The sequence below is a fragment of the Streptomyces sp. NPDC006309 genome, from assembly GCF_040613095.1.
Taxonomy (GTDB): Bacteria; Actinomycetota; Actinomycetes; order Streptomycetales; family Streptomycetaceae; genus Streptomyces.
The window spans coordinates 169,518-188,762 of the sequence record NZ_JBEXRO010000011.1 but is presented as its reverse complement, the minus strand read 5'-3'; the positions used below and the strand labels follow the sequence as shown (position 1 = coordinate 188,762).

General features: G+C 74.9%; 17 protein-coding genes. 15 read left to right on the top strand and 2 right to left on the bottom strand.

Annotated features, from left to right (window positions below):
* The first annotated feature begins 74 nt into the window (after positions 1–74).
* From ABZ117_RS17300 to fbaA, 4 genes are all read left to right on the top strand, one after another.
* Positions 75–842 carry an SRPBCC family protein gene (locus ABZ117_RS17300; RefSeq protein WP_356821563.1) on the top strand — a complete coding sequence of 256 codons (768 nt, stop codon included), beginning with the start codon at positions 75–77 and terminating at the stop codon, positions 840–842.
* A gap of 1,209 nt (positions 843–2,051) precedes the next feature.
* Entirely contained in the window at positions 2,052–2,840 is a 789-nt protein-coding gene (locus tag ABZ117_RS17295; RefSeq protein WP_356821561.1) for an aldose 1-epimerase, read from the top strand.
* Between the two features lie 10 nt (positions 2,841–2,850).
* On the top strand, positions 2,851–3,399 hold the full coding sequence (gene pyrE, locus ABZ117_RS17290) for an orotate phosphoribosyltransferase (protein ID WP_356821559.1): 549 nt from the start codon (positions 2,851–2,853) through the stop codon (positions 3,397–3,399).
* A 152-nt stretch (positions 3,400–3,551) separates the two neighbouring features.
* Positions 3,552–4,574 carry a class II fructose-bisphosphate aldolase gene (gene fbaA, locus ABZ117_RS17285; protein WP_356821557.1) on the top strand — a complete coding sequence of 341 codons (1,023 nt, stop codon included), beginning with the start codon at positions 3,552–3,554 and terminating at the stop codon, positions 4,572–4,574.
* Between the two features lie 217 nt (positions 4,575–4,791).
* Here the strand turns inward: fbaA and ABZ117_RS17280 are convergent, their stop codons facing one another.
* Positions 4,792–5,211 (bottom strand): DUF3151 domain-containing protein, encoded by a 420-nt coding sequence (locus ABZ117_RS17280; protein WP_356821555.1) that lies wholly within the window; start codon positions 5,209–5,211, stop codon positions 4,792–4,794.
* Between the two features lie 250 nt (positions 5,212–5,461).
* On the opposite strand from ABZ117_RS17280, the gene ABZ117_RS17275 reads away from it, so the two are divergent.
* The 11 genes from ABZ117_RS17275 (at position 5,462) to ABZ117_RS17225 (ending at position 18,286) form a co-directional block, all read left to right on the top strand.
* Positions 5,462–6,643 (top strand): M23 family metallopeptidase, encoded by a 1,182-nt coding sequence (locus ABZ117_RS17275; RefSeq protein ID WP_356821553.1) that lies wholly within the window; start codon positions 5,462–5,464, stop codon positions 6,641–6,643.
* 237 nt (positions 6,644–6,880) lie between these two features.
* Positions 6,881–7,729 carry a tryptophan 2,3-dioxygenase family protein gene (locus ABZ117_RS17270; protein WP_356821551.1) on the top strand — a complete coding sequence of 283 codons (849 nt, stop codon included), beginning with the start codon at positions 6,881–6,883 and terminating at the stop codon, positions 7,727–7,729.
* On the top strand, positions 7,722–8,906 hold the full coding sequence (gene kynU, locus ABZ117_RS17265) for a kynureninase (RefSeq protein WP_356821549.1): 1,185 nt from the start codon (positions 7,722–7,724) through the stop codon (positions 8,904–8,906). The genes ABZ117_RS17270 and kynU overlap by 8 nt, the downstream gene beginning before the upstream one ends.
* A 257-nt stretch (positions 8,907–9,163) precedes the next feature.
* Positions 9,164–10,090 carry an alpha/beta hydrolase gene (locus tag ABZ117_RS17260; RefSeq protein WP_356821547.1) on the top strand — a complete coding sequence of 309 codons (927 nt, stop codon included), beginning with the start codon at positions 9,164–9,166 and terminating at the stop codon, positions 10,088–10,090.
* A 160-nt stretch (positions 10,091–10,250) separates the two neighbouring features.
* A complete protein-coding gene (locus ABZ117_RS17255; RefSeq protein WP_356821546.1) occupies positions 10,251–11,294 on the top strand; it encodes an alpha/beta hydrolase in 1,044 nt (347 codons plus the stop codon).
* Complete coding sequence (locus ABZ117_RS17250) at positions 11,287–12,546, top strand: acyltransferase family protein (protein ID WP_356821544.1); 1,260 nt, start codon at positions 11,287–11,289, stop codon at positions 12,544–12,546. Before ABZ117_RS17255 ends, ABZ117_RS17250 begins: the two co-directional genes overlap by 8 nt.
* Before the next feature lie 10 nt (positions 12,547–12,556).
* Positions 12,557–13,936 (top strand): sensor histidine kinase, encoded by a 1,380-nt coding sequence (locus ABZ117_RS17245; RefSeq protein ID WP_356821541.1) that lies wholly within the window; start codon positions 12,557–12,559, stop codon positions 13,934–13,936.
* Positions 13,933–14,616, top strand: a complete 684-nt coding sequence (locus ABZ117_RS17240; protein ID WP_356821540.1) for a response regulator transcription factor — start codon at positions 13,933–13,935, stop codon at positions 14,614–14,616. The genes ABZ117_RS17245 and ABZ117_RS17240 overlap by 4 nt, the downstream gene beginning before the upstream one ends.
* A gap of 364 nt (positions 14,617–14,980) precedes the next feature.
* Complete coding sequence (locus ABZ117_RS17235) at positions 14,981–16,330, top strand: histidine kinase (protein WP_356821538.1); 1,350 nt, start codon at positions 14,981–14,983, stop codon at positions 16,328–16,330.
* On the top strand, positions 16,327–16,992 hold the full coding sequence (locus ABZ117_RS17230; RefSeq protein WP_356821536.1) for a response regulator transcription factor: 666 nt from the start codon (positions 16,327–16,329) through the stop codon (positions 16,990–16,992). The genes ABZ117_RS17235 and ABZ117_RS17230 overlap by 4 nt, the downstream gene beginning before the upstream one ends.
* Before the next feature lie 73 nt (positions 16,993–17,065).
* Entirely contained in the window at positions 17,066–18,286 is a 1,221-nt protein-coding gene (locus tag ABZ117_RS17225) for a cytochrome P450 (protein ID WP_356821534.1), read from the top strand.
* 48 nt (positions 18,287–18,334) lie between these two features.
* Here the strand turns inward: ABZ117_RS17225 and ABZ117_RS17220 are convergent, their stop codons facing one another.
* On the bottom strand, positions 18,335–19,207 hold the full coding sequence (locus tag ABZ117_RS17220) for a diacylglycerol kinase (RefSeq protein ID WP_356821532.1): 873 nt from the start codon (positions 19,205–19,207) through the stop codon (positions 18,335–18,337).
* Positions 19,208–19,245 lie beyond the last annotated feature (38 nt).

The following is a 19,245-nucleotide window of genomic DNA, read 5'->3' as shown; positions in this document are numbered from 1 at the left end:
GGTTCCGGGAACGGGGGTGATGCCTGCGGCGGAGCCGGGTGCGTATCCGTGGGGACTGGGTAGGCTCACCGGACATGGAGCACCAGGTCTTCGTCCCGGTTTCCGCCGAACGGCTCAGGGCGGCGCTGGCCGACCCCGCGCGCGTCGCCCGGGCGGTTCCCGGACTGCAGCAGGACGCCGGTGCCGAACCGATCGCCGGCCGGCTGAGGCTGCGCGTCGGCGGACACTCCGTCACCTACCGGGGCGCGCTGCGGTTGGCGGCCCGGGCGGACGGCACGTACGCGGTCGACGGTGACGCGGGCGAGGCCCGCGGCGACGGGTCGGTCAGGCTCGCCCTGACGCTGCGTCTCGCGGACGGCGACGGCGGCTGCACGGTCACCGTGCGGGGCACGGCGGACGCGGACGGCCGCATCACGGAACTGCCGGCCCAGGCGGTGGCCTCGGCGGCGGCACGGCTGCTGGACCGCTTCGTGGCCGCGCTGGCGACGGACGGGGGCCAGGAGCCGGAGCCCGGCGCGGTGTCCGAGGTCGAGGTGTCCGTGTCGTCGCCGGAGCCCGGCGCCGACGAGGAGCCCGGGGGTGACGACGTGTGTCCCGACCGCCTCACCGACGCCTTCACCGACACCGCTGAGCCGCCGGCCGAGGCAGCGCACGCCCGCCGGACGATGATCGGCCGCAGCGCCGAGGAGGTCGACCACGCCCCGCCACGCGGCCGCTACGCCCCCGTACCGGCCCCCCAGACGATCGCCGGCAACCCCGCCCTGCGCTGGGCGGCCCCCGCCGCGGCGCTGGCCCTCGCCTCAGCGGTCGTGCTGACCCGCGCCCTGCGCAAACGCCACTGAGCCGCGCGGTGCGCTAGCGCCGCTCGCTGGGGCGGGAGCGTCGCCGACGGGCGCCCTGCGCGAGCGCCGCTGCCCCGCGCCGTGCGCGAGCGTCGTTCACCCGCGCCCTGCGTGCGCTGCCGAGCTGCGCCCTGCGCGAGCCTGCGCCCCGCGCGAACCCTGCTCGCCCGCGTGTGCGGGAGCGTTGCCGACGGGCGCCCTGCGAACGTCGCTCACCGCGCCCTGCGTGCGCTGCCGAGCCGCGCCCCGCGCGAGCCTGCGCCCCGCGCGAGCCCTGCTCGCCCGCGCGTGCGGGAGCGTTGCCGACGGGCGCCCTGCGCAAGCGCCACTGACCCGCGCCGTTCACCCGCGCCGTTCACCCGCGCCTTGCGCGCGCGGCGTGCCGCGCCCTGCGAATGTCGCTCACCGCGCCCTGCGTGCGCTGCCGAGCCGCGCCCTGCCCGAACGCTGCTCGCCCGCGCCCTGCGCTAACGCCGCTCACCCGCGGCGTGCGCGAGCGTCGTTCACCCGCGCCCTGCGTGCGCTGCCGAGCTGCGCCCCGCGCGAGCCCGCGCCCTGCGCGAACGCTGCTCGCCCGCGCGTGCGTGAGCGTTGCCGACGGGCGCCCTGCGCAAGCGCCACTGACCCGCGCCGTTCACCCGCGCCTTGCGCGCGCGGCGTGCCGCGCCCTGCGAACGTCGCTCACCGCGCCCTGCGTGCGCTGCCGAGCTGCGCCCTGCCCGGACGCTGCTCGCCCGCGCCCTGCGTAAACGCCGCTCACCCGCGGCGTGCGCTGAGGCGTGGGCTTTGCCGACGGGCGCCCTGCGCGAGCGCGGCTGACCCGCGCCGTGCGCAAGCGTCGTTCACCCGCGTCCTGCGTGCGCTGCCGAGCTGCGCCCCGCGCGAGCCCGCGCCCCGCGCGAACCCTGCTCGCCCGCGCGTGCGTGAGCGTTGCCGATGGGCGCCCTGCGCAAGTGCCACTGACCCGCGCCTTTCGCGCGCTGCCGAGCCGCGTCCTGCGCGAGCCCGCTCCCCGCGCCCTGCGCGAGCCCGCTCCCCGCGCCTTCCGCGCGCTGCCGAGCCGCCGCCCCGCGCGAGCATCGCCGACAGCCGCCCCGCGCGAGCGCCGCCGATAATCGCCCCGTGCGAGCGTCGCCGAGCCGCGTCCCGCCCGGCCCCGCCGGGCCGCTTGCGTCACGCCCTCTTGATCGCCCCAGTAGGGTCGGTTCCGTGAGCGACGAAGACATCACGCTGAGCGCGGGTGACGCGGAAGTGACCGTAAGGCCCGGCAACGGTGGCCGGATCGGCGGACTCCGGATCGGCGGTGCGGAGCTGCTGCGGCAGGGTGACCGCTACGGCTGCTTCCCGATGGTCCCCTGGTGCGGCCGGATCCGGGAGGGCCGGTTCCTGGACGGCGCCACCGTCCGCCGGATGCCGCTCAACGCCCCGCCGCACGCCATCCACGGCACCGCGCGTGACGGCGCCTGGCGCACCGCGCGGGTCACGAAGAACGAGGCGGTGATCACGTACGAGCTGACCGACCCCTGGCCGCACACCGGCCGTGTCACCCAGGTCGTCGCGCTCGCCGAGGACGCCCTGACGCTGACGATGTCCGTGGAGACGTACGACGACTCCTTCCCGGCGCAGATCGGCTGGCACCCGTGGTTCCACCGGAACCTCGGCGGCGAGGACGTGCGGCTGGACTTCACGCCCGCCTGGCAGGAGGAGCGCGGCGCCGACCACCTGCCCACCGGCCACCGCGTCGATCCGAAGCCCGGCCCCTGGGACGACTGCTTCGGCATGCCGGACGGCGTCGACGTCATCCTCACCTGGCCCGGGCAGCTGGAGCTGACGGTGACCAGCCGGCAGGAGTGGGTGGTGGTCTACGACGAGCAGGCCGAGGCCGTCTGCGTGGAGCCGCAGACCGGCCCGCCCAACGGCCTGAACACCCACCCGCGCCTGGTCACCCCCCTGGAGCCGCTGGAGGCGACGACCACCTGGAGCTGGCGGCGCCTTTAAGCTGGCTGCCATGACGGACGTACGTGGCGCGCTGCTTCAGCAGATCAAGGACAAGGCCGTGGTGCACGGCAAGGTGACTCTCTCCTCCGGTCTGGAGGCCGACTACTACGTCGACCTCCGCCGCGTCACCCTCGACGGCGAGGCCGCCCCGCTGGTCGGCCAGGTGCTGCTGGACCTGACCGAGGACCTGGAGTTCGACGCGGTCGGCGGGCTCACCATGGGCGCCGACCCGGTCGCCGCCGCCATGCTGCACGCCGCCGCCGCGCGCGGGCGCGGGCTGGACGCGTTCGTCGTCCGCAAGGCGGCCAAGGCGCACGGCTTGCAGCGGCGCGTGGAGGGCCCGGACATCGCGGGCCGCCGCGTACTCGTCGTCGAGGACACCTCCACCACCGGCGGCTCCCCGCTGACCGCCGTGGAGGCGGTGCGCGAGGCCGGTGCCGAGGTCGTCGCCGTCGCGACCATCGTGGACCGGGCGACCGGCGCCGCCGAGAAGATCCAGGCCGGCGCGGGCGTTCCGTACCGTTTCGCCTTCTCGAAGGATGAACTGGGTCTGGACTGACGGACCGGTATGACCTGGACTTGGCCGGGGTGCCCACCATCGCACCGGCCGGCACGGCGTGTCTGGAAAGATGGGGCCGACGATGACGTCGCACCCCAGGTCTAGGTCAGGGCCGTAACGCAGAATCCACCCGCAACACAAGGAGCGGACAGATGCCCATCGCAACCCCCGAGGTCTACAACGAGATGCTCGACCGGGCGAAGGCAGGCAAGTTCGCCTACCCGGCCATCAACGTCACCTCGAGCCAGACCCTGAACGCGGCGCTGCGCGGTTTCGCGGAGGCGGAGAGCGACGGCATCGTCCAGATCTCGACCGGTGGTGCGGAGTTCCTCGGCGGCCAGTACAGCAAGGACATGGTGACCGGCGCGGTCGCGCTCGCCGAGTACGCGCACATCCTCGCCGAGAAGTACCCGGTCAACATCGCCCTGCACACGGACCACTGCCCGAAGGACAAGCTCGACGGGTACGTACGCCCGCTCATCGCGCTGTCGAAGAAGCGCGTGGACGCCGGCCTCGGCCCGCTGTTCCAGTCGCACATGTGGGACGGTTCGGCCGAGACCCTCGCCGACAACCTGGAGATCGCGCAGGAGCTGCTGGAGCAGGCCCGCGCCGCGCACATCATCCTCGAGGTGGAGATCACCCCGACCGGCGGCGAGGAGGACGGTGTCTCGCACGAGATCAACGACTCCCTCTACACCACGGTCGACGACGCGATCCGCACCGCCGAGGCCCTCGGCCTGGGTGAGAAGGGCCGCTACCTGCTGGCCGCCTCCTTCGGCAACGTGCACGGCGTGTACAAGCCGGGCAACGTCGTCCTCCGCCCGGAGCTGCTCAAGGAGCTGAACGAGGGCGTCGCCGCCCGGTTCGGCAAGGCGTCCCCGTTCGACTTCGTCTTCCACGGCGGCTCCGGCTCCACCGAGCAGGAGATCCAGACCGCGCTGGAGAACGGCGTCGTGAAGATGAACCTCGACACGGACACCCAGTACGCCTTCACCCGTCCGGTCGCCGACCACATGTTCCGCAACTACGACGGCGTCCTGAAGGTCGACGGCGAGGTCGGCGACAAGAAGGCCTACGACCCGCGCACCTGGGGCAAGCTGGCCGAGGCGAGCATGGCCGCGCGCGTCCTGGCGGCCACGCAGCACCTCCGCTCCGCGGGCAACAAGATCAAGTAAGCGGGTAGACCCCCCGGTGGGCCCGGCAGCCGTCCCGGCGCCGGGCCTTCCACCTGTCCTGGCCCGGCACGGACGGGAGGGCCGATCGCCCGCGTCCGGGCCGGGCGACCGGCGTCCTGCCGTCGCGACCATCGCTTCAGCCCGTCGTGACCATCGCTTCAGCCCGTCGTGACCACCGCTTCACGCTGTGGGTGACCACCGCTTCAGACCGTGGCGACTACCGCTTCAGCTCGGCGTACGCCTCGGCGCTGCTGTCCTGGAGGAACTGCCAGCAGCGCTCCGTCTCGTCCTTCTCGCCGATCTCGCCGGCGGCACGGGCGAGCGCGGCGAGGCAGCGCAGGAACCCGCGGTTGGCCCGGTGGTCCCAGGGGATGGGGCCATGGCCTTTCCAGCCGGCCCGGCGCAGGGCGTCCAGACCGCGGTGGTATCCGGTGCGCGCGTAGGCGTACGACTCGATCACTCGCCCCGCCTCGAAGGCGTCGTCGGCGAGCACGGCCCAGGCGAGCGCGAAGGTAGGGTGCTTCGCCGCGACCTCGGCCGGCGGCAGAGAGTCGTCGCTCAGCAGGCGGTACGCCTCTTCGTTCTCCGGCAGGAACGTCGGTTCGGGGCCGCCGAGCAGGTTCTTGTGAGTCGTCATGAATGCAGTCTCCCACCTGCGGCCAGGTCTTCAGGATGCCCGTGAGGGGTCTCGGCCCGGGCCCCGGCGGACGTGGGCGCGGCGGGTGCGCGACCGATCGCGGTGACCGCCGGCTGCCCTGGCTGCCGTGCCGCCCCGGGCAGGCGCCTGGGCCGGCCGATCCGAGAGGCAAGGCGCCGGCGCGCATCCTCGACCGGCGGATCCGCGTCCCGAATGACAGGTACACCTTTCGGGAACGGAGTCCACGATCATGTCTGCGCCGCACCTTCCGCCGCGGTCACCGGAGGCTTCGGCTCTGACGCGATTCCTCACCGCGGAGCCGGACGAGTGGCCCCGCCTCGCCCCGCGCGTGGTGGAAGAGGCCGGCGTGGACACCCTGGAGCGGATCGTCCGCGCCACGACCGCCCGCGTCGGGGAAGCCGTCACTGTGCTGGACAGCCCCGAAGGGCTGATCGTGTTCGGCGGCGAGGGCCAGGTGCGGGCATGGGCCCAGGTCGCTCCGGACGGCGAGCTCACGGCCCTGCGCGTCGAGGGCGCCCGCTACACCCCGCCCCGGGGGCGTCGGCGCCTGCCCGCACCCCTGACCTTGGTGGTCTGTCTCACCCTGGTCGCCCTGTGGAACGGGGTGAGCGTCTGGACGGCCACCGACCGCATCGCGTGGCTCGGTGACATGGCGGCCCTCGCCGCCTTCTATGTGGTCGTCGAGGGGGTCGGTGCACCGGCGCAGCAGCCCCGTCGGCTGCGCCGTACGGTCGAGGCGGGCGCCGTCGCGGCCCTCGCCTCCGCATGGCGGCTGCCCGGTCTGCCGGCAGGCCACGGCGCCCTCCGTGCCGCCGGGGGCATCGCGCTTCTCGCGGGAAGTGTGTGGCTGGTCGCCGCGGCCCGCCTGCACCGCTGGCGGGCACCGCTGTCCCAGCCTCTGCTGTTCCCGCTGGAAGGCACCTGGTACGTGGTGCAGGGCGGCGGCCGCGTGCTCAACCACCATGCCCGGATACCCGAGCAGCGCGGCGCCCTCGACCTGGTCGCACTCGGCCCGCACGGCACCCGCGGCCGTCCCGGCCGTGAGCTGACCGCATACGTCGCCTACGGGCGTCCCGTCCGCTCACCCTGCGACGGCCGGGTGGTGTCCGCCGCCGACCTGGTCCAGGACCAGAAGCCGGGCGAGATCCGCTACCAGCCGCCCTACGGCAATCACGTGTTCCTCGACACCGGCCGGGAGATCGTCAAACTGGCTCATCTGCGCCCCGGTTCGGTGACGGTGGCCAAGGGGGAGACCGTTCGCCGGGGCCAGCTCATCGGTGAGGTCGGCAACACCGGCAACACCACCGAGCCTCACCTGCACATCCACGCCGAACGTGACGGGGTCGGCCTGGACCTCAGGTTCACCGGCGTGCCCGGTCGGCTGTACCGCGGGCGAGTGGTCCGCGCCTGATACGGCACGCCTCCGCCGGCACCCCGTGACGCGACACCTTCCCCAGGACGGACGCCGCGCCCACGGCGGTCAAGAGGCCGGGCCGACCTGGGACGCGGTGGCCGGTGTGGCCCGTCCGGCAGCGGGCGGGCCTTGCCGTTTCCGGGGGGAATGCGGAGGATGCGGTGTGGGGACCGGGGCCCCCGTGCCGGCATCGGCAGGGGCGGACCGCTACCCGGAGTAACACAGGAGACAGCGATGTCCCACCAGGCTCACCTCCCTTCCGAGGCCACTGAGCCCGAGACCCCGCATCTCGACTTCGCGGGTACGACGCCGTACGAGGACTACGTCAAGGCGGACGTGCTCACCCATCTCCAGCACACCCTCTCCGACGACCCCGGAGAGATGGTCTTCCTGGTGACCACCCAGGTCATGGAGCTGTGGTTCACGGTCCTCGTGCACGAGTGGGAGACCGCCGCGAAGGCGCTCCGCTCGGACGACGTGCCCACCGCGATCGCCGCGCTGAAGCGTTCGGTACGCGAACTGGAGGCCCTGAACGCCTCCTGGAAGCCGCTCGGACAGCTGACCCCCGCGCAGTTCAACAGCTACCGCAGCGCGCTCGGCGAGGGCTCCGGCTTCCAGTCGGCGATGTACCGGCGCCTGGAGTTCCTGCTCGGCGACAAGTCGGCGTCCATGCTCGTCCCGCACCGTGGCGCCCCGCGCGTCCACGCGGAGCTGGAGAAGGCCCTGCACGAGCCGAGCCTGTACGACGAGGTCGTACGGCTCCTCGCGCGCCGCGGCCACGCGATCCCCGACTCCGTGCTGCACCGCGACGTCACGCGGCGGTACGAGCCGTCGGAGGCCGTGGAGGCCGCCTGGGCCGCCGTCTACGCGGACGACGAGAGCGACGAGATCGCCCGGCTGGGCGAGGCGCTGACGGACGTGGCCGAACTGGTGTGGCGCTGGCGCAACGACCACCTCGTCGCCACGCGGCGCGCGATGGGCGCCAAGGCCGGCACCGGCGGCTCGGCCGGCGTGGCCTGGCTGGAGAAGCGCGCCCGCAAGAACGTCTTCCCCGAGCTGTGGACGGCGAGGTCCCATGTCTGAGCTGCGCCTGCTCGCGGAGAAGCTGGACGCGGCGGACGAACTGGCCCCGCTGCGCGACCGCTTCGTCCTCGACGACGTGATCTACCTGGACGGGAACTCGCTCGGCGCCCTGCCCGCGCACGTGCCGGGACGGGTCGAGGACGTCGTCCGCCGTCAGTGGGGCGAACTGCGCATCCGCTCCTGGGAGGAGAGCGGCTGGTGGACGGCGCCCGAGCGGATCGGCGACCGGATCGCCCCGCTGGTCGGCGCCGCCCCGGGCCAGATCGTCGTCGGCGACTCCACCAGCGTGAACGTCTTCAAGGCGCTCGTGGCGGCGGTCCGCATGGCCGGCGAGGACCGCACCGAGATCCTGGTCGACGCCACGACCTTCCCCACGGACGGCTACATCGCCGGGTCGGCGGCCCGCCTGACCGGCCGCACCCTGCGCGCGGTCACCCCGGCAGAGGTGCCGGGGCTCCTGGGCGGCCGTACGGCGGCGGTCCTGCTGAACCACGTCGACTACCGCACCGGCCGCCTGCACGACCTGCCCGGGCTCACCGCCGCGGTCCACGCGGCCGGCGCCCTCGCGGTCTGGGACCTGTGCCACAGCGCGGGCGCGCTGCCGGTGGGCCTGGACGAGCACGGGGTCGACCTGGCCGTCGGCTGCACCTACAAGTACCTGAACGGCGGCCCCGGCTCACCGGCGTACCTGTATGTGCGCAGCGCGCTCCAGGACCGCTTCGACTCCCCGCTGCCCGGCTGGAACTCCCACGCCGACCCCTTCGGCATGAGCCCGGCCTACGCCCCGGCGCCGGGCGCCCCGCGTGGCCGGGTCGGCACGCCGGACATCCTCTCCATGCTGGCCCTGGAGGCCGCCCTGGAGGTCTGGGACGGGGTGCCCCTCACGGCGGTCCGCGCGAAGTCCCTCGCCCTGACGGACTTCTTCCTGCGGTGCGTGGCCGAGTACACCGGCCCGGGGCGGACGGAGTGCGTGACGCCCGGACGCCACGAGGAGCGGGGCAGCCAGATCGCCCTGCGCTGCCCGGACGCCGGCGAGGTCATGAAACGCCTCGTCGAGCGCGGGGTCGTCGGTGACTTCCGGCACCCCGACGTGCTCCGGTTCGGGTTCACGCCGCTGTACGTGGGCTTCCGGGACACCGAGCGGGCCGCGCGGATCCTGGCGGAGGTGCTGGCCTAGGGGACCGGGCGGGCCGGCGGGGGCGGGGAGACCTCGTCACCGGCCGGCCCGCCCCTACCGCACGGCCCCTACCGCACGGCCCCTACCGCACCGCGCTCCCCACTGAGCGCCCCCACCGCGCGCCCTCGCCGCGTGCACTTCACCATGCGTCACAACCAGGTATCCCCGCACGTCACCGGCCTGATACCGTCCCCGCCAACGGCCGGCCACCCCCCGCCCGGTCCGCCGATGCCGTTCCTTCGCTGAGAGGTTGGAGCATGCCGGACGACGCCGCCGCCGCAGCCCGCGCCGCCGCCGAGGAGGAGTCGGCCTTCTCGCACCCCCCGGTCGACCCCGACGCCACCGCCGCCTACGGTGACCACCCCGACCAGGTGATCGACTTCTACGCCCCGCGCCCCGGCACGCAGTCCGCCGCCTCCCCGGCCCCCCTGGTCGTCGTCCTGCACGGCGGCGCCTGGCGCGCCCGCCACGACCGCCGTCACATCACGCCCTTCGCGCACCACCTGGCCCGCAGGGGCTTCGCGGTGGCCAACGTCGAGTACCGGCGCGGCGGCCGGCCCCTGATCCCCGGACAGGACAACGGGACGCGCGAGCCGCACGCCGAGGCCGGGGACACGCCGCCGGCCGGCCGCTGGCCCGACACCCTCGACGACGTCGCGGCCGCCCTGGACGCCCTCCCCGCCCTGGTCCGTGAGGCGTTCCCGCAGGCGGACGCGGGCCGTACGGTCCTGACCGGCCACTCGGCGGGCGGGCACCTGGCCCTGTGGGCGGCGGCCCGCCATGTCCTCCCCGCGGACGCCCCCTGGCGCACCGACGGGCCTGCGGCGCTGCGCGGTGTCGTCGCGCTCGCGCCGATCGCGGACCTGAAGGTGGCCGAGAAGCTCGGCGTCTGCGGGCACGCGTCCCGGCAACTCCTCGGCGGGCAAGAGGTGTTCGAGGAGCGCCGGGCCTACGCGGACCCCGTCCTGCTCCTCCCGACGGGCATCGCCACGACCCTGGTCCAGGGCCGGGCGGACCTGGTGGTACCGCCGGCGGTCGCCGAATCGTACGCCGAGGCCACGGCGAAGGCGGGGGAGACGGCCGGGCTGACGCTCCTGGCGGACGTGGGCCACTTCCCGCTGATCGACCCGGCGGCGGACGCCTGCGCGGTGGTGGCGGAGGAGATCGCCCAACTCGCCTGGTGACCCGCCCGCTTCCCCACGTAGGGGCCGGTCCCGGTCATACCCGTAGTACCTGAGAGCTACGGCGCGGAACAGCTCCCCGGTGGGACGCCGACGACGGTCCTGACCTCCTAACTTCCTTGTCGGACAAGCCCGATGGCCGGGCCCCGAAAGGAAGCCACCCATGGGGCGACCCCGCACCGAAGTCCCGCGCCTGCCGGTCCCCGGTCCCGCCGAAGCCCCCCAGCCGCCGGCACCGGCTCCGCACCCGACAGCACGGCGCGCCCGGCGTTTCCTGCTCCCCCTGCTGCTCACCGCCGGGCTCGTCGTCCCCCTAGCCGGGGCGGCCCGGCCGGAGATCCCCGCCCCGGCACCCGCCGCCCTCAGCCGCCTCACCCCTGCCACCCTGCCGTCCGCGTACGAGGCGAACCGGGCCGACGCCGCCGAGGCGGGCCGGATGGCCGCCGCGCACGGGGACGCGCACCGGGCCGGCGCCGACCGGGCCCTGGCGGCGCGTTCCCGCCGGCTCCTCTCCTTCGACGGCCGGGGTCCCGGCCTGGCCACGGAGGTTCTCGGCGACCTGGCGCACGCCGACAGGGTGGCGGTCCTGGTGCCCGGCTCGGACACCTCCCTGGACACCTACGCCCGCTTCCACCGGGCGGCGGCGGCCCTGTACGGGGACCTCGGACACCGCGCCCCCGCCGGCATCCGCGTCGCCGTCGTCGCCTGGCTCGGCTACCGCACGCCGGAGACGGTCAGCACCGCGGTGGCGACCCCGGCCCGCGCCGAACAGGCGGCGCCCGGGCTGCGCGCGCTCGTACGACAGCTGCACACCCTCGCCCCCGCCCGGGCCCGCGTCTCCCTCCTCTGCCACTCCTACGGCTCGGTGGTCTGCGCCCGCGCCGCCGCGGGCCTGGACGTCGACGACATCGCCCTCGTCGGCAGCCCCGGCACCGGCGCCGACACGGTCGCCGGCCTGCACACCTCCGCCCGCGTCTGGGCAGCCCGCGGCAGCCGCGACTGGGTGGCGCACGTCCCGCACGTCCGCGCCGACCTGCTGTTCACCACCGTCGGCTTCGGCCCCGATCCGGTCTCCCGCGCCTTCGGCGCCCGGGTCTTCGACGCCGCCGGCGCCGACCACAGCGGCTACTTCCGCCCGGGCTCGGCCGCTCTCGCCAACCTGGCCCGGATCACCCTCGGCAGGGCCCCGGAGGTGTCCCGTGGCTGAGCCGTCCCCGAGCGCCCGTGCGCCGCGCCGCGCACCACACGCGATCCGCCGGGCCGCCCGGCGCGTGGACGCGGCCACCCCCGCCTCCCGCGACCGGGCGGTGGACGCCCTGCGGGCCTTCGCGATCCTCGGTGTCGTCCTCGGCCACTGGCTGGTCACCGCCCTGGTCGCGGAGGACGGCGCGCTGCGCACGGCGAGCCCGTTGCAGCACCTGCCGGGGCTGGCCCCGGTGTCCTGGGCGTTCCAGACGCTGGCCGTGTTCTTCCTGGTCGGCGGCCATGTGGCGACCCGCGGCCACGCCTCGGCCCGCGCCCGGGGCGTGCCGTACGGCGCCTGGCTGCGCGCCCGTCTGGCCCGCCTGCTCCGGCCGGCCGCCGCCCTGCTCGCGCTGTGGACGGTGGCGGCCACGGCCCTGCTGCTGACCGGCACTTCCCTCCTCACCCTCCACACACTGGTGAAAGTGGCCCTGTCCCCCCTGTGGTTCCTGCTGGTCCTCGCCGCCCTGACGGCCGCGACCCCGCTGGTCGCCCGCCTCCACCCGCTGTGGCCGCTGGCCGTCGTCCTGCACGTCGACATCCTCCGCTTCGGGCTGCACCTCGGCCCGTCCTGGCTGGGCTGGGTGAACGTGGCGGCGGGCTGGCTGGTCCCGTACACCCTGGGCGCGGCCTGGGCCCGCGGCGAGCTGGAGAGCCGCCGCGCCGCCCGGACCCTGCTGGCGGGCGGTACGGCGGCCACGGTCGCGCTCGTGCTGTGGGCGGGCTATCCCGCGTCCATAGTCGGTGTGCCGGGCGCCGCGGTCTCCAACCTCGACCCGCCGACGCTGGCGGCCGTCACCTTCGGCGTGGCCCAGTGCGGTCTGGCCCTGCTGCTGCGCGACCGGCTGCGCGCGGCGATGCGCCGCCCGGTCGCGTGGGCTGCGGTGGCCCTGGTCAACGTGTCCGCGATGACGGTCTTCCTGTGGCACCAGACGGCGCTGATGGTGACGACGGTCACCGCGCTCCCGGCCGGCCGCCTGCCCGGCCTGCACACGCTGCCCGATGGGCCGGCCTGGGTGGCGGCCCGCCTGCTGTGGCTCCCGGTCTTCGCCCTGGTCCTGTTCCTGTGCCGGGCCGCGTTCCGCTCCCTGGAGGAAGGGGCCCGCCGCCCCCGCCCGCGCCGGAGCGCACCGGCCGGCCGGGCGGACCCGCTCGCGGGTGGTGCGGGTGCGCCGGGGCCCGGACCGGGGGCCGCGCGGGTGGTGCGCCGTGTCTAAGGTGGGGAGCGTGACGGGATCGGGGGGCCGGCGGGTGTTCGTGGTGTGCACGGCCTGGATCCGGCGCCGGCTGCGGGTCCTGCGCGACGACCTGTGGACCGTACGGCCCGATCCGCTGCCCGCCTCCTTGTGGCTGCGCCGGGTGCCGCACGGCCTGCTGTGCCTGGCCGCGTTCGGGGTCACGCTCGGCGACGCGGCACAGCTCGGGGACAACGGGCACCTGGCTCCCTGGCCGGCCCTCGTGATCGCTCTCGCGCCGGGCGGCGCGGTCGTCCTCGCGCTGTGGCGGCCCGTCGCGGGCTGGTGGCTGTCCATGGCGGGGGCCCTGGTGGGAGCCGTCGCGGTCCACGGGCGGCTGGGCAGCGTGCCCGGGGCGGCGTTCACCTGGCCCTGGACCGCGGCCGGCGTCATCGCGCACCTGCTCGTCCTGCTGCTGCTCGCCCTGCGGGTGCGCACCCGGGCGGCGGTCGAGGCGCTGGCCCTGACCGCGCTGCTCACCTACCTCCTGGAGGCCGGGTGGGGCGGGGTGCGCTACCAGCCCACCGGGGTCGTCGCGGTGCTGCTGTCCACGGTCGTCGTGGTGCTCGGCAGCGCCCTGCGCGGCCGTCGGGAGGCACGCGCCCAGCTCGTCGAGCAGACCACCCTCACCGCCGAGGAACGGGCCCGCCGCACCCTGCTGGAGGAGCGCAGCCGCATCGCGCGGGAGCTGCACGACGTGGTCGCCCACCACATGTCGGTCGTCTCCATCCAGGCGCAGGTGGCCCCGCACCTCGTCGAACAGCCGCCGCCAGAGCTGGTCGAGAACCTCGCGGGCATCCGGCAGAACGCGCTGGAGGCGCTCACCGAGCTGCGCCGGGTGCTCGGCGTGCTGCGTTCGGAGAACCCCGAGGACCCGTACGGGCTGGGACACCCCGGCACCGGGGCGGCGCCCCATGCCCCCCAGCCCACGCTCGACCGGCTCGACGCGCTGATCGAGAACACCCGCGCGGCGGGCCTGGACGTGACCGGCGAGGTGACGGGCAGGGCCCGGCCCTACGCTCCCGGGGTGGAACTGTCGGCGTACCGGATCGTGCAGGAGGCGCTGAGCAACGCCCTGCGGCACGCCCCCGGGTCCCGGGTACGGGTGGAGGTCGCGCACCTCCGGGGCGGTGTGCGCCTGACCGTGACCAACTCCCGCCCGCACCACCCCGGCCCGCCCTCCGCGGGCGCCGGGCACGGGTTGCTCGGCATGCGGGAGCGGGCGGCGATGCTCGGCGGCACCGTCACGGCGGCCGGGACCCCGGCCGGCGGCTTCACCGTGGCGGCCTTCCTCCCCCGGGACGGCACACCGTCCGCGCTCCCGCCCGGCCCGACCCCGCCCCCGACCTTGTCAGGAGAACAGACCGCATGACGAGCGGCACCAGCGGCACCATCCGCGTACTCATCGCCGACGACCAGCAGATGGTCCGGCAGGGCTTCACCGTGCTGCTCGACATGAAGCCGGACATCGACGTGATCGGACAAGCGGTGGACGGCCGGGACGCGATCGCCAGGGTCGCCGAACTGGTCCCGGACGTGGTGCTGATGGACATCCGCATGCCCGGACTGGGCGGCATCGAGGCGACCCGCCGTATCACCGCGGACCACCCGGGCATCAGGGTCCTGATGCTGACCACCTTCGACCTGGACGAGTACGTGTACGAGGCGCTGCGCGCGGGGGCCTCCGGATTCCTGCTCAAGGACGCCTCCGCCGACCAGCTCGCCGAGGCGGTCCGGGTCGTGGCGGCCGGCGACGCGCTGCTGGCCCCCGGCATCACGCGCCGGCTGATAGCGGAGTTCTCCCGGCTGGACGGCTCCCCGCGGCCCCCGCTCCGGCAGCGCGTGGGCGAACTGACCGACCGGGAGACGGAGGTGCTGGCACTGATCGCCCAGGGCCTGTCGAACGCGGAGATCGCCGGGCGGCTGGTCGTGGCCGAACAGACCGTGAAGACACATGTGGGCCGGATCCTGCTGAAACTGGGCCTCAGGGACCGCACCCAGGCAGCGGTCTTCGCCTACGAATCCGGCCTGATCCGCCCCACCCCCCACTGACCCCACCCCCACCCTCCGGCCTCCGGCCCCCGCACCCCTCCGGGCGCCCAGTCTCCGGCGCCCAGGCCCTCAACCGCTGAGCCTCCGGCCTCCGGCCTCCCGGCCCTCCCGGCGTCCCGGCCTCCCGGCGTCCCGGCGTCCCGGCGTCCCGGCCCCGAGCCCCGGGCGCCCAGCCTTCGGGGCCCAGGCCAATGGCCTCCTGGCTTCCATTTGCCGACCACCGGCCCCCGGCCTCTCGGCCCCCGGCCTCCCGACGGCCCCGGTCGGCCACCCCGCCCCACCCCCCGTAGTACTTCCGGCGGACGTCGAACGCCCGTCTCACTGCTGACGACCGTGGGGCCGCCTGCGGCCTACCGTTCTGTTCGTGACCGAGACGACGCACACGCAGCCGATGAGGCCGTCCGTGTCCGGCAGGCCCCGCAGTCCGGAGTTCCGGCTGGCCGTGGATGCTCTGCGCGGGCTGTGGCAGGACCTGTTCCATGACGCCTTCGCCTACCGCCCGCTGCCCCCCGCGGCCGTGGGCGGCCCGCTGACCCGCCATCTGTCGGGCCGGCCGCGGGCGTACGCGGTCTGGATACCGCACGCGCTGGTGGTGGTCGGCGCGCTGGTGGCGCTGCTTGTCGGAACGGTGAACACGGCCGTGGGCGGGCCGTCCGTCTTCGGTGGACTGCTCGCCGCGGCCCCGGTCGTGCTGACGCTGGTGCGCCCGGTCGGCGCGTTCTGGCTGTCGCTGGTGGCGACCGGCGTGGCCGACGTCGTCGGCAGCAGCAGCTGGGGCAGCTGGCCGTGGCTGCCGGGCAGCTTCGTGTCCCATCTGCTGGTGCTCACGATCGTGGCGGCCCGCACCCGCCCGCGCACGGCGGCCTGGATGTGGGCGCTGACCGGCCTGTACGGCGTGTGGACCGACGGACTCTTCGGCTGGGAGCACGAGGGCACCGACGTGGGCCCGATGCTGGTCGTCTCCGCGCTGGCCCTGCTGGTCGTCGCCGTCCGGCAGACCCGCCGGCAGGCCCAGCGGGAGGTGTCCGCGCAGCGGACGGTCACCGCGGTGGAGCGTTCGCGGCGCACACTGCTGGAGGAGCGCACGACCATCGCCCGCGAACTGCACGACGTGGTCGCCCATCACATGTCGGTGGTGGCCATCCAGGCGGAGGCCGCGCCCTACCGGGTGGAGAATCCGCCGCCGGAGCTGGAGAAGGCCTTCGTCACCATCCGGGAGAACGCGGTGGCGGCCCTGACCGAGCTGCGCCGCGTGCTGGGCGTCGTACGCGCGGAGGACTACGAGGCGCCGGACGCCCCCCAGCCCACCCTCGCCGACCTGGACGCGCTGCTCGCCAACGTGCGGGAGGCCGGCCCGGACGTGAGCCGGACGGTGACCGGCGCGGTGCGGGAACTGCCGCAGGGCGTGGAGCTGTCGGCGTACCGGATCGTGCAGGAGGCGCTGAGCAACACCCTGCGGCACGCGCCGGGCGCGGACGCGCGGGTCGAGATCGCGTACGTCCTCGGCGGCCTGGGCCTGCGCGTCGTCAACGACCCGCCTCCGGCCCCGCACCTGGTCAGGGCCGTGCCCGGCGCCGGGCACGGCATCACGGGCATGCGGGAGCGCGTCGCCATGCTGAACGGCGAGATGACGGCGGGCCCGACGGACGGCGGAGGGTACGAGGTGACGGTGTTCCTGCCGGTGCCGGCGGCCGTGAACGAGGATGCGGCATGACCATCCGGGTACTGATCGCCGACGACCAGATGATGGTGCGCGAGGGCTTCTCGGTCCTGCTGAACGCGATGCCGGACATCGAGGTCGTCGGCGAGGCCGTCAACGGCCGGGAGGCGGTCGGCCAGGTGCGGCGGCTCGCCCCGGACGTGGTGCTGATGGACATCCGCATGCCGGAGCTGAACGGAATCGAGGCGACCCGCGAGATCGTGGCCGCGGACGCGGCGGCGAAGGTCCTGGTGCTGACCACGTTCGACCTCGACGAGTACGTGTACCAGGCACTGCGGGCAGGGGCCTCCGGCTTCCTGCTGAAGGACGCCTCGGCCCGGCAGCTGGCCGAGGGCGTCCGGGTGGTGGCGTCCGGCGAGGCCCTCCTCGCGCCCACGGTCACCCGACGGCTGATCACCGAGTTCTCCCGGCTGTCCGAGGCACCGCGCCTGATGCCGGCGGCACAGGCGGCGTTCGGGGAGCTGACGGAACGCGAGACGGAGGTGCTGGTCCTGATCGCCCAGGGCCTGTCCAACGCGGAGATCGCCGGGCGGCTGGTCGTGGCGGAGTCGACGATCAAGACCCATGTGAGCCGCGTCCTGGTCAAGCTGGGCCTGCGGGACCGCACCCAGGCGGCGGTTCTCGCGTACGAGGCGCGGCTGGTGACGCCCGGCTGACACGGCCGCGGTCCCGGGCCCGGCCGGAGCCGGCACCCTGGCCGGACGCGGCGTCACGCGTTAGCGTCCCCGCATGGCAGGCCCCACCGACCTCGCTTTCGACCCCTGGGACCCGGCGTTCGTCGCGGACCCGTACCCGGCCTACGCGCAGCTGCGGGCGCGCGGCCGGGTGATCCGGTACGAGCCGACCGACCAGTGGCTGGTCCCGCACCACGCGGACGTCTCGGCGCTGCTGCGCGACCGCCGGCTCGGCCGCACCTACCGGCACCGTTTCTCGCCCGAGGAGTTCGGCCGGAGCGCGCCCCCACCGGAGCACGAGCCGTTCCACACCCTCAACGACCACGGCATGCTCGACCTGGAGCCGCCGGACCACACCCGGATCAGGCGTCTGGTGTCCAAGGCGTTCACCCCGCGCACGGTGGAGCGGCTGAAGCCGTACGTGCACCGGCTGGCGGACGACCTGGTCGCCGGGCTCGTCCGGGAGGGCGGCGGCGATCTGCTGACGGACGTGGCGGAACCGCTGCCGGTCGCGGTGATCGCCGAGATGCTGGGCATCCCGGAGGCGGACCGGCCGCAGCTGCGTCCCTGGTCGGCGGCCATCTGCGGGATGTACGAGCTGAACCCGCCGGGGGAGACGGCGGCCCGGGCGGTACGGGCGTCGGTGGAGTTCTCGGACTACCTGCGGGCACTGATCGCGGCCCGCCGCGAGAAGCCGGGGGACGACCTGGTCTCCGGGCTGATCGCGGCCCACGACGAGGGCGACCGCCTCACCGAGCAGGAGATGATCTCCACCGCCGTCCTGCTGCTCAACGCCGGCCACGAGGCCACGGTCAACGCCACGGTGAACGGCTGGTGGGCCCTGTTCCGCAACCCCGGCCGGCTGGCGGCCCTGCGCGCCGACCACGGTCTGGTCCCGGCCGCGGTCGAGGAGCTGCTGCGCTACGACACCCCGCTCCAGCTGTTCGAGCGCTGGGTCCTGGACGACATCGAGATCGGCGGCACCACGATCCCCCGGGGCTCGGAGATCGCCCTGCTCTTCGGCTCCGCCAACCACGACCCGGCCGTCTTCGCCGACCCCGGCCGCCTGGACCTCAACCGCGGGGACAACCCGCACATCTCCTTCAGCGCCGGCATCCACTACTGCATCGGCGCCCCGCTGGCCCGCATCGAGCTGGCCGCGTCCCTGTCGGCGCTGCTCCGGCAGGCCCCCACGCTGGCCCTGGCGGCGGAACCGGAGCGCAAGCCGGGCTTCGTGATCCGGGGTCTGCGCGGGCTGAGCGTGGAGATCGGCTGACCACGCCCGCCGACGCGGCACACCGGCCCGGGACGGGCCCGGCGCGGGTCAGAGGTCCGTCACCGCCGCCGGACCCCCGGCGAGGGCTTGGCGGGGCAGCACCAGCCCCCACGCCCCCTCCTCCACCCGCCACGTCCGCCGCCGTACCGGCCCCGCCACCGCCGTGTCCGCCCGGTAGCGGAAGTCCGCCCCGGTGACCGTCACTATGTGGCCGGAGGTCAGCAGCGGGGTCGCCGCCGCGCCCACCGACAGCGGGCGGACCTCCACCTCCGCCATCCCGCGGGAGCCCGGGGTCACCGAGACCGTCTCCACCGGCTGGTCCAGGTCCACGAGCGTCTCGCCGTCGACCTCCACCCTCAGTCGCGTGGGCCCCGGGGAGGGCACGGCGGGCAGCCGGAGCGGTCGCGTGGCCAGGGGACGGACCAGGGAGCGGTACCAGGGCCGGCCCAGCAGGACGCGCACCGGCTGGGCGGCGGCCACCCGCACCGGCCCCGACGGGATGCCCAGCGCCCCCAGCACCACCCCGTCGCTGTCGTCCACCAGCAGGTCCAGCCGCCGCTCCGCGCCGTCCAGCACGGCCCGCGCCGCCGCCACCGTCCCGCCGGGCACCCCGAGGGACTCGGCGAGCGCGCTGTCCCCCACCGGGACCACCGACAGCGCACACCCGGCCAGCTCCCGGTGCCGGTGCAGCAGGGTGACGGTGCGCACCAGAGCCAGGCCGTCACCGATCACGACCGGCCGCCGCGACCCCCTTCGGCCCAGTGCGCGGGCGAATTCCTCCGGCCCCTCCGGCAGACACACCTTGGCCGCCGCACCCGCGCTGAGCACGTCTTTCGCGATCCGCACGGACTCTGGGTCCGTCTGCCGTGCCGCCGGATCGATGATCACCAGCAGCTGATCGGACGTCGCGAAAGTCGCCACCTCGGTCCTGCCTCGCTTCCTCGGGTAGCATCTTTGTG